The organism is Streptomyces niveiscabiei, assembly GCF_001419795.1.
Lineage (GTDB): Bacteria > Actinomycetota > Actinomycetes > Streptomycetales > Streptomycetaceae > Streptomyces > Streptomyces niveiscabiei.
The window spans coordinates 912-10,890 of sequence record NZ_LIRL01000551.1; the positions used below are offsets into that span (position 1 = coordinate 912).

10 protein-coding genes and 1 pseudogene are annotated in these 9,979 nt (G+C 69.3%); 4 read left to right on the forward strand and 7 right to left on the reverse strand.

The genetic code is table 11. From position 1 onward, the window contains the following. From AOK24_RS25820 to AOK24_RS25830, 3 genes are all read left to right on the forward strand, one after another. Nucleotides 1-785, forward strand: a 785-nt coding sequence (locus AOK24_RS25820; RefSeq protein WP_240554126.1) for a serine hydrolase domain-containing protein, incomplete at its 5' end; no start/stop codon positions are given. Nucleotides 786-859: 74 nt separating this feature from the next. Further along, complete coding sequence (locus tag AOK24_RS25825; RefSeq protein WP_079056992.1) at nt 860-1,876, forward strand: permease; 1,017 nt, start codon at nt 860-862, stop codon at nt 1,874-1,876. Beyond that, nucleotides 1,873-2,580 carry a TIGR03943 family putative permease subunit gene (locus AOK24_RS25830; protein ID WP_055722460.1) on the forward strand — a complete coding sequence of 236 codons (708 nt, stop codon included), beginning with the start codon at nt 1,873-1,875 and terminating at the stop codon, nt 2,578-2,580. The genes AOK24_RS25825 and AOK24_RS25830 overlap by 4 nt, the downstream gene beginning before the upstream one ends. Before the next feature lie 97 nt (nt 2,581-2,677). Here AOK24_RS25830 and AOK24_RS25835 read toward each other — a convergent pair whose 3' ends face one another. From AOK24_RS25835 to AOK24_RS25865, 7 genes are all read right to left on the reverse strand, one after another. Beyond that, nucleotides 2,678-3,523: a DMT family transporter gene (locus AOK24_RS25835; protein ID WP_055722461.1), complete on the reverse strand. Its 846-nt coding sequence runs from the start codon at nt 3,521-3,523 to the stop codon at nt 2,678-2,680. After that, entirely contained in the window at nt 3,520-4,011 is a 492-nt protein-coding gene (locus tag AOK24_RS25840) for a YbaK/EbsC family protein (RefSeq protein ID WP_055722462.1), read from the reverse strand. Before AOK24_RS25840 ends, AOK24_RS25835 begins: the two co-directional genes overlap by 4 nt. Before the next feature lie 77 nt (nt 4,012-4,088). After that, nucleotides 4,089-4,274 (reverse strand): DUF397 domain-containing protein, encoded by a 186-nt coding sequence (locus AOK24_RS25845; protein WP_055722463.1) that lies wholly within the window; start codon nt 4,272-4,274, stop codon nt 4,089-4,091. Continuing rightward, on the reverse strand, nt 4,271-5,128 hold the full coding sequence (locus AOK24_RS25850) for a helix-turn-helix domain-containing protein (protein ID WP_055722464.1): 858 nt from the start codon (nt 5,126-5,128) through the stop codon (nt 4,271-4,273). Before AOK24_RS25850 ends, AOK24_RS25845 begins: the two co-directional genes overlap by 4 nt. A gap of 153 nt (nt 5,129-5,281) precedes the next feature. Next, nucleotides 5,282-5,926, reverse strand: coding sequence for a formylglycine-generating enzyme family protein (locus AOK24_RS25855; protein WP_055722465.1), 645 nt, complete (start codon nt 5,924-5,926; stop codon nt 5,282-5,284). Nucleotides 5,927-6,018: 92 nt separating this feature from the next. After that, nucleotides 6,019-8,223, reverse strand: coding sequence for an MMPL family transporter (locus AOK24_RS25860; protein WP_055722466.1), 2,205 nt, complete (start codon nt 8,221-8,223; stop codon nt 6,019-6,021). A gap of 191 nt (nt 8,224-8,414) precedes the next feature. Beyond that, nucleotides 8,415-9,017, reverse strand: coding sequence for a TetR/AcrR family transcriptional regulator (locus AOK24_RS25865; RefSeq protein WP_055722467.1), 603 nt, complete (start codon nt 9,015-9,017; stop codon nt 8,415-8,417). A gap of 187 nt (nt 9,018-9,204) precedes the next feature. Here AOK24_RS25865 and AOK24_RS51170 point away from each other — a divergent pair. After that, a pseudogene (locus tag AOK24_RS51170) lies at nt 9,205-9,979 on the forward strand (peptidase S41); the annotation flags it as partial.

Consider the following 9,979-nt stretch of genomic DNA (forward strand, 5'->3'; position numbering starts at 1 on the left):
CGGCGGCCCAGGCGGCGGACCCGGACCTCGGCGCGGCGGCGGTCGCGGCGCAGGCCCCGGCCTGGACGCCGGGCACGGCGCACGGCTACCACCCGCACACGTTCAGCTGGACGATCGCCGAGCTGGTCCGCCGCGTCACGGGCCGCCCGATCGCGGAGTTCATCGCGACGGAGATCGCCGGGCGGGCGGGCGCGGACTTCTGGTTGGGCCTCCCGCCGGAGCAGGCGTGGCGGGCGGGCCGGACGGCGATGGTGGAGACGACGACGGAGGCGGCGGGCACGCTGAAGTCCCGCCCGAAGCCGGCGATCACCGAGGCGTACGCGAACCCGGACTCGCTCACGCGGCGGGCGTTCGGCGCGATCGTGGACGCCGACGAGAACGACCCGGCGTACCGCACGGCGCAGTTGCCCGGTTCGACGGGGTTCGCGACGGCGGACGGCCTGGCCCGGATCTACGCCTCGCTGATCGGCGAACTGGACGGCGTACCAAGCCTGTTCACCCCGGAGACGGTCGAACTGGCCCGCGCGCAGGAGTCGTCGGGCCCAGACCGCGTCCTGGTCGTCAACTCCCGTTTCGGACTGGGGTACATGCTGCACAGCCCAGCGTCCCCGTTCCTCGCCCCGACGTCGTTCGGGCACCCGGGCCGGGGCGGCCCGCTGGCGTTCGCGGACCCGGAGTCGGGCATCGCGTTCGGGTACGTCACCAACGGCTTCCGCAGGACGGTGACCGCCGACCCGAGGCCGCAGGCGCTGGTAAGAGCGGTACGTGAGTCACTCACGGGGTGAGTGAGAGTCCTGTGCCGGGCCCGGTATGTTGGTCGGAACATGTGGAGGACATGTGAGGACCGGCAGGGGCGGGCGTGGGGCCGACGACGACAGAGGAACGCGCAGCCGACGAACTGCCCGTAGCAGAACCGCCTACGTGGCCACGCCACGGCCCGCTTCTGCTGCTCGCGGCGGCGATCGTCCCCGGCACCCTCCTCGTCGTCCTGGGCCGCTGGGGCGACTCCCCGGCGATGGAGGCCTGGCGCACGGTGGCCCTCTCGGTCACCGTGCAGGCGCTGCCGTTCCTGCTGCTGGGGACGGCCCTGTCGGGCGCGATCAACGCGTTCGTCCCGGCGTCGGTGTTCCGCAAGGCGCTCCCGAAGCGTCCGGCGCTGGCCGTACCGGTCGCCGGAATGGCGGGAGTCGTCCTCCCGGGCTGTGAGTGCGCCTCGGTGCCGGTGGCAAACAGCCTCATCGGCAGGGGAGTTGCTCCGGCGGCGGCGTTCGCGTTCCTGCTGTCGGCCCCGGCGGTGAACCCAATTGTCCTGACGGCTACGGCAGTTGCGTTCCCGGGCGCCCCCATGATGGTCGTCGCCCGACTGGTCGCCTCGCTCGCGGCGGCCTCCGTGATGGGCTGGCTGTGGCTGCGGTTCGGCCGCGCGGAGTGGCTGAAGCCGGCCGTACGGCACACCGGTCACGAGCAAGGGCGCAGCCGCTGGGCGGAGTTCAGGGCAGGCTTCCAGCACGACTTCCTGCACGCGGGCGGGTTCCTGGTGATCGGCGCGATGGCGGCGGCCACCTTCAACGTCGCCGTGCCGCGCACGTGGGTCGACACGTTCGCGGGCTCCCCTTGGCTGTCCGTGGTGTTCCTCGCGGCCCTGGCCATCGTCATCGCCGTCTGCTCGGAGGCGGACGCCTTCGTCGCGGCCTCCCTGACCGGCTTCTCCCCCACCGCGCGCCTCACGTTCATGGTCGTCGGCCCGATGGTCGACCTCAAGCTCATCGCGCTCCAGACCGGCACGTTCGGCCGCGCGTTCGCCTGGCGCTTCTCGGCGGCGACGACGGTCGTGGCGGTGCTGTGCGCGGTCCTGATCGGAGAGGCTCTGCTGTGAAACGCGTGCTCCAGGCCGCCCTGTTGGCGCTGACCGGCGCGGGGCTCCTCCAAGTCGCCCTGTTCACCGAGGTGTTCCTGCGGTACGTGAAGGAGGGGATGCGTCCGCTGCTGATCCTCTCCGGCGTCGTCCTGCTCCTGCTCGGGCTCGCGGAGGCGTGGTCGGCGTACCGGCACCGGGACTCCCACGGCGCCCATGTCCCGCCGGTGGCCTGGCTGTTGTTCCTCCCGGCGCTGAGCCTGCTGGTGTACGCGCCGCCGGAGCTGGGTTCGTACACGGCGTCCCGGGAGCCGGTCAAGGCGGTCGCCGCGACGCCGGACGACGGCTTCGACCCGCTGCCCGCGACCTCGCCGCTCCCCATCACGCTGGGCGACTTCACGTCGCGGGTCCAGCAGGACCGTACGAAGGCAATCGCGAAGCGTCCGGTCACCATGACGGGGTTCGTCACCCCGGCCTCGTCGCCGGACCACTGGTACCTCACCCGGCTGATCCTCAACTGCTGCGCTGCGGACGCGCAGTCGGTGAAGGTGAAGGTGTACGGGGTCGAGCCGCCCGAGGCGGACACGTGGGTGTCGGTGACGGGAACGTGGCGCGCGGTGGGGGCACTTGGGACGCCGTCGGCGGAAGTCGCCCTGGACGGGCGGACGTTGGAGAGGATCGACCGGCCGTCGAACGGGTACCGGGACGCGTTGCCGATCGGGTGAGGGGGCGGGGTGAAGAGTGGGGTGCACGGCGGCGGCTTGGGGGGCATCACCCGCAGTACCGCGTAAGCCACTGTGCCGCGTAAGCCGCCGCACCGCCTCAACCGCCGTGCAGCATCAGCCCGATCCCCACGACGAGCACCCCCGCCGCCACGATCCTCGGCGCCCCGAACCGCTCCTTGAAGAACACCGCCCCGATCGCCGCCCCCACGATGATCGACGACTCCCGCAACGCGGCGATCGGCGCGAGCTCGGCCCGCGTCTGGGCCCACAGCACCAACCCGTAGGCGGCGAAGGAGAGTACGGCACCGACGGCGCCGACCCCCGCGTACGGCTTGAGCCGGGCGAGGGTCTCGCCGCGCCAGCGCGCCCAGGCGTACACGGGCAGTACGACCCCTTGTACGGCCATCAGCCAGGCGATGTACCCGAGCGAGGACCCGGACGCGCGGACCCCGAGCCCGTCGACGAGGGTGTACAGCGCGATCGTGAACCCGGTCCCCAACGCGGCCCAGATAGCAGCCCAGTTGGGCTGCCTCCCCCGCAACCCCCACAGCGCGACCCCGCTGAGTCCCGCACAGGACAAGGCGATTCCGGCAGCCCCCCACCCGTCCGGCACCTCGTGCGCGAACAACGCGGCCAGCAACGTCACGATCAGCGGCGCGCTCCCCCGCGCGATCGGGTACGCCTGCCCGAAGTCGCCGATCCTGAACGACCGCATGAGCAGCAGGAAATAGGCGACATGAATGACCACAGAGGCAATGAGATAAGGCCAGGCACCCCCCTCGGGAAACCCGGCGAAGGGCGCCACGACCAGCCCAAGTACCGCTCCCCCACCGGAGATCAGCGCAAGCCCCACCAGCTTGTCGGGGATCTTGTGCGCAAGCGCGTTCCAGCAGGCATGCGTCACTGCGGCAAGCAGCACCGCACCGGTGACGGCAGGAGTCACGCCGCCAACTCCCGCACATCGACGACCGTCGCCTGCGCGTGCCGCACCAACTCCTTTGGCGCCATGGGGAATACGGCATGCGGATTCCCTGCTGCGGCCCACACCTCGTCGTGCACGAGCAGCCCCCGGTCCGCCAGCACCCGCGTACGAGTCCGATGCCCGAAGGGCGGCACCCCTCCAATGGCGTACCCGGTGACCTCCCGCACGACCTTGGCATCGGCCCGCGTGACCTTCGCGACCCCCAACACCTCACTCACGGCAGCGACATCGACCCGCGACGCCCCATCCATGAGCACCAGCACCGGCACCCCGTCAGCAGCGAAGACCAACGACTTACAGATCTGCCCCAGCTCACATCCCACAGCCGCAGCAGCCTCAACAGCAGTCCGCACCCCCTCCGAATACCTCCGCACCCGCCCCAACACCTCATCGAGCCCCATCTCTTGAAGGGCCTGGGCGAACAGGGGATGCGCGTCTGTCGTCGTCATGAAGCGCACGTTAGCGGTAGGTGTAGGAGACAGGCGAAGGGATTGAGACGAGGGGCCCGGCGAGCCGATCGTGGAGGTCAGTTCGCGGCGTATGTAAGGAAGTCGGCCCAGGTGGTGGGGGTGAGGGTGAGGCAGGCGGTGTCGGGGGTCTTGGAGTCGCGGATGTGGATGGTGGCGGGGGTGGTGGCCACCTCGACGCAGTCGCCGGGCTCGCCGCTGTCGCTGTAGCTGCTCTTGAACCAGTGGAGTTCGGCGGTGCTCATAGTCTCCCCAGCAGTTGCTTGATGTGGGTCTGCGTCTCTCCCGGCGAGAGAGCCTGCGACCGGATCATCCCATAGCGCAGCTCAAGGATACGAAGTTCACGGGGGTTTGAGACCGGACGACCGTTGAAGGCTCCGTCCGAACGCCCAACAGCCGTGCCGTCAGCGAACTTCAGCACCTGAATACGGCCCTGTGTTCCTGCATGGTCCTCTCGACCGGTCGGCATGACCTGAAGGGTCACATTCCTCAACTGGGCGATATCCAGCATGTGTTCGAGTTGACGCCGCAGTACCGCTTTCCCGCCGAAGGGTCGTTCGAGAGTCACTTCCTCCTGGATGAAACTGAACGTCGGAGCCGGGTCCTTCTCGAAGACGGCCTGACGGGCCTTGCGTTCATTGACCTCACGCACCATGACGTCTTCGCTAAGGGCAGGCTGCGTCATCTCGAACAGCGTCCGCATGTACTCCGGCGTCTGCAACAGCCCATGGATGTTGTGACTGCTGTAGAGCAGAAACTCGACCGCCCGCCCCTCCTTCTCCCTCAATCCCCCCTGCGTCTTCGGGTACCGAGCCTTCCTCACCGTCTCCATGAAGTGCCGCAGACACCCCTCGGCCCTCAGCTCGCGATCCGCCTTCTCCAGGAACTCGGGGCGGGGAATCCGCCGCCCGTTCTCCATCTTGCGGATCATGTCCTCGCCGAACTTCATCCGCACGGCGAACTCCGCGACGCTCAACCCCGCCTTCTCGCGCCAGAACTTCAACAGCGCCCCGATCGCCTGGATCACCGGTTCGATCTCGTCGCCGGGCTCGACGTCCCAGCCCGTGTCGTCCACGTCCTCATAGATGTTCTCGCTCATGCCTACCTCCAACGCGCACGATTACCCAAGCAACATCGCGGACAGCCGAGACAGCACGAGACAAAATCCGGACGGTCACGGACTGATCACCGAATGCCATGATCCAAGACGACGAAGGTCATCCAGGCCACCCAGACCAGGGCGGGCCCGTACTCAGACCGACCGAGCCACCCGGAACCCCACATCGTCCACCGCGTACGTCGGATGGCTCCGGCGCCGTACCGATGCCCGGCAGCTCCAGTGTTCGTCGAACCACCCGCCGCCCCGCAGCACGCGGTACGTGCCGTAGACCTCGGGGTCGTAGAGGTCCCAGCACCACTCCCAGACGTTCCCCAACAGGTCATGGAAACCCCAGGAGTTGGGCGCACGGGTGCCCACGTGCCGTATCCGCTCGCCGGAGTTGGCCCGATGCCAGGCGATGTCGTCCAGCACGCCGTAGCGAGGGCCCGACGTACCGGCCCGGCAGGCGAACTCCCATTCCGCCTCGGTGGGGAGGCGGTAGCCGGTGGAGGAGGCGAGGAGTTCGACGTCGCCGTCGTCGCGGAAGCGGTAGGCGGGGCGTGAACCCTCGGCCAGGGAAAGGGTGTTGCAGTACCGGACGGCGTCGATCCAGGAGACGTCGACGACGGGGAGGCCGGGGTCGACAAGGGCGGCGCCGGTCACCGCCGCGTAGTCCGCCTGGGTCACCAGGCATGCCGACAAGGCGTACGCATCCACCTTCACCGGCCAACTCCGCGCTGTACGCCGGTCGTTGAGTACGACTTCGCCCGCGCCGACCGTGATCATCTGTAACCGCATGGACAGATGATCGCAGTGACGCGGGCGGAGTTGGTGCCGGTGAGGGCTCCCCGTCCCCACGGACCCTCACCGGCGGCTTGTCGCGGAACCGGTTACGCGCGCACCAGTTCCTTATCCTTCGCGGCGCGGTCCGCGTCGGTGCGCAGCCCCTCGCCCTCGACGTCGACGTTGGGAAGGGCGCGGTCGAGCCACTTCGGCAGCCACCAGGCCCGCTTGCCGAGGAGCGCGAGGACGGCCGGCACGATCGCCATGCGGACGACGAACGCGTCGAAGAAGACGGCGATCGCGAGCCCGAACCCGATCATCTTGATCATGGACTCGGAGGAGCCGATGAACCCGGCGAAGACGGCCATCATGATGACGGCGGCGGCGGAGACGACACGGGCCCCGTGCTTGAACCCGGTGACGACGGCCTGCGAGGGCGCCTCGCCGTGGACGTACGCCTCGCGCATCCGGGTCACGAGGAACACCTCGTAGTCCATGGCGAGTCCGAAGACCACGCCGACCATGAAGATCGGCATCATCGACATGACGGGCCCGGTCTCCTCGACGCCCAACAGCCCTGCCAGCCAACCCCATTGGAAGACGGCGACGACCGCGCCGAGGGCCGCCATGACGGAGAGAAGGAAGCCGAGGGCGGCCTTGAGGGGCACGAGGACGGAGCGGAAGACGACGATCAGGAGGAGGAAGGCGAGCCCGACGACGAGGACCAGGTACGGGATCAGCGCGTCGTTCAGCTTCTCGGAGACGTCGATGTTCATCGCCGTGAGTCCGGTCACCAGTACGGTCGCCCCGGTGTCGGCCTTGATCTCCGTGCCCTTGTCGCGGATCGCGTGGACGAGGTCCTCGGTCTGCACGGACGACGGCTTGGAGTCGGGGATCACGGTGATCGTCGCGGTGTCGCCCGCCTTGTTGGGCGCGGCCGGCGTGACGGTCGCGACGTCCTTCAACTCCTTGATCCGGTCGCCGACTTGAGTGAAGGCGCCGTCGGCGTCCTGGCTGCCCTTCGCGTCGACGACGATCATCAGCGGCCCGTTGAACCCGGGCCCGAACCCTTCGGAGAGCGTGTCGTAGGCGCGGCGCTGCGTGGTGGACGTCGGCTGCGATCCGTCGTCGGGCAGCCCGAGTTCGAGCGAGGCGGCGGGCACGGCGACGGCACCGAGGCCGACAACTCCCAGTACGAGTACGGCAATCGGCCGCCGGACGACGAAACTGGCCCAGCGCGTCCCCATGTTGGGCTTCCCGGCCTTCTCCGGCTTGTTCCCGCCGAGCATCCTGCTCTTCGACCCGGCGGGCAGGATCCGCTTCCCGGCGTACCCGAGGAGCGCGGGGATCATGGTCAGCGCGATGAGGACGGCGATGGCGACCGTACCGGCGGCGGCGATGCCCATCTTCGTCAGCATCGGGATGTTGACGACGGCGAGGCCCGCGAGCGCGATGACGACGGTGAGTCCGGCGAAGACGACGGCCGAGCCCGCCGTACCGGTCGCCCGGCCCGCCGCCTCCTCGCGGTCGCGTCCCTCGGCGAGTTCGGCGCGGTAGCGGGAGACGATGAACAGCGCGTAGTCGATGCCGACGGCGAGGCCGATCATCAGCGCGAGGGTGGACGTCGTCGAGCCGAGGTCAAGTGTGCTGGCCAGGGCGGTGATCGAGGCGACGCCGATGCCGACGCCGATGATCGCGGTGAGCAGCGGGAGCCCGGCGGCGATGAGCGAGCCGAAGGTGATGACGAGGACGACGGCCGCGATGCCGATCCCGATGATCTCGGTGGCGCCGGTGTGCGGGGTGGCCTGGAGGGCGTCGCCGCCGATCTCGACGGTCAGGCCCGCGCTCTTCGCGTGGTCGCCGGCCTCTTCGAGGGCGTCGCGCGAGGAGTCCTTCAACTCCATACCGGAGACTTTGTACTTGACCGACGCGTAGGCGACCGTGCCGTCCTTGCTGACGGCCTTGCCGGTGTACGGGTCGGCGACCGAGACGACCTCGGAGCCGGACTTCAGCTCGGCGACGGTCTTCTCGACGGTCGCCTTGTTCGCGGCGTCGTTCATCGACTGCCCGGCGGGCGCCTTGAAGACGACGCGGGCGGTGGCGCCGTCGGCGCTCATCCCGGGGAAGCGCTGTTCCAGCAGGTCGAAGGCCTTCTGGGCCTCGGTGCCGGGGATGGAGAAGGAGGTGGTGCCCGCAGCGGGGGCACTGGCGGCGCCGACGCCGGCGAGCGTCAGCAGGGCGATCCAGATGAGGGCGACGAAATGCCGTCGCCGGAAGGCGAGCCGGCCCAGCTTGTAGAGGAACGTGGCCACGGAGGCGTACTCCCGGTCAGTCGTGGGGTTTTCAGGGCAGGGGTGACCGACGGCATGGCGGGGAGCGCGCCGTGGGAGGCGCGAGGGCAGCGTCGATCGGCCCGACGACGTGAGCGGTGACGTCAGTTGGGATGTGGGCGTACTGCGGGGAAGGTCAACTCCGGGGCAGGAGACCGGAGTCGGTGTTCAGGTCAGGCCTTCGGGTCGATGCCGAGTGCGGGGAGCACCACGGCGTCCAGGTACGAGATGAGGAAGGCCTGGGTGGGTGGCTGGTCGTCGAGCAGCATGCGGGTGGCGAATCCGCCGACCATCATGTGCACCATGAACTCCAGTGCGGGACAGTCGGGTTGGATCTCGCCGCGGTCCACGGCGCGCTGGATCAGCTTCTTGAAATCGGAGAGTTCGGGGTCGACCAGCTGCGCCTTGAACGCCTCGCGCAGATCGTCGTTGGCGTGCATCGCCATGGCGATGCCGCGCATCAGCGCCGAGTTCTGCGCGTGGACGCAGTCGTCCTCCAGCAGGATCACCGCGTGCAGGTCGCCCCGCAGGGTGCCGGTGTCGATGTCGTCCGGAGGGGCCGGCTTGCTGTACCGGATGGCCTTGACGACGAGTTCGGCCTTGCCGCCCCACTGGCGGTAGAGCGTGGCCTTGCTGGAGCGGGTGCGGGCGGCGATGGCGTCCATGGTGAGGGCGTCGTAGCCGACCTCGCGGAGCAGGTCGAGGACGGCGTCGTACAGCTCCGCCTCGCGTTCGGGAGTGATCCGACTGCGACGCGCCGTTGCGACCTCAGCCATGACGCCCCTCCGTGCTCTCCGCGTTTCTTCCTACGTCCATGACGATACCCTGCCAACCAATCGAAACGAAACGGTTTCGTACGTGTCCTGGGTCACGTATGTGAGAAACGCGTAAGAGATCACCGGGAACGCTTGCGCCCCGGCGCCTGAGTTGCTGGCTCCCCGGCGCCGGAAAAGCATGGGAACCGTGAGCTACCTGCGCCTTCCGCACCTCAGCGGTGACCTGCTGTGCTTCGTTGCCGAGGACGACCTCTGGCTGGCCCCCCTCGACGGGCCCGGCCGCGCCTGGCGCCTGACCGTGGACCGCACGAAGACCGGCCACCCGCGCTTCTCCCCGGACGGCTCGGTCATCGCCTGCACGACCTGGCGCAGCCTCGTCCCCGAGATCCACGTAGTACCCGTGTACGGCGGAAGGACCAGACAGCTCACCTACTGGGGCAGCGCCGACACCCGCGTCTGCGGCTGGACCCCCGAGGGCCACATCCTCGCCGTCGCCTCCCACGGCCAGCCCTTCTCCTACTTCACGTGGGCCTACGACGTACCTCTCAGTGGTGACCCCGGCGGCCCCCTCCCCTGGGGTCCGGTGAGCGACCTCCAGGTCGCCGACCTCGACGGGGAACGGAAAACCCTCCTGCTCACCGGCACGCCGCCGCACGAACCGGCCGCCTGGAAGCGGTACCGGGGCGGCGCGACGGGCCGCCTGTGGCTCCACGGCCGCCGTCTCCTCCCTGAGGTGGAGGGCCACCTCTCCACCCCCCTGTTCGTCGCCGGGCGCATCGCGTTCCTCTCCGACCACGAGGGCGTCGGCAACCTCTACTCCTGCGCGTACGACGGCTCCGACCTGCGCCGGCACACCGACCACGACGCGTTCTACGCCCGCAACGCCTCGACCGACGGCACCCGGGTGGTCTACCAGTGCGGGGGCGACCTGTGGCTCGTCGAGGACCTCGGCGCCGGCGCGC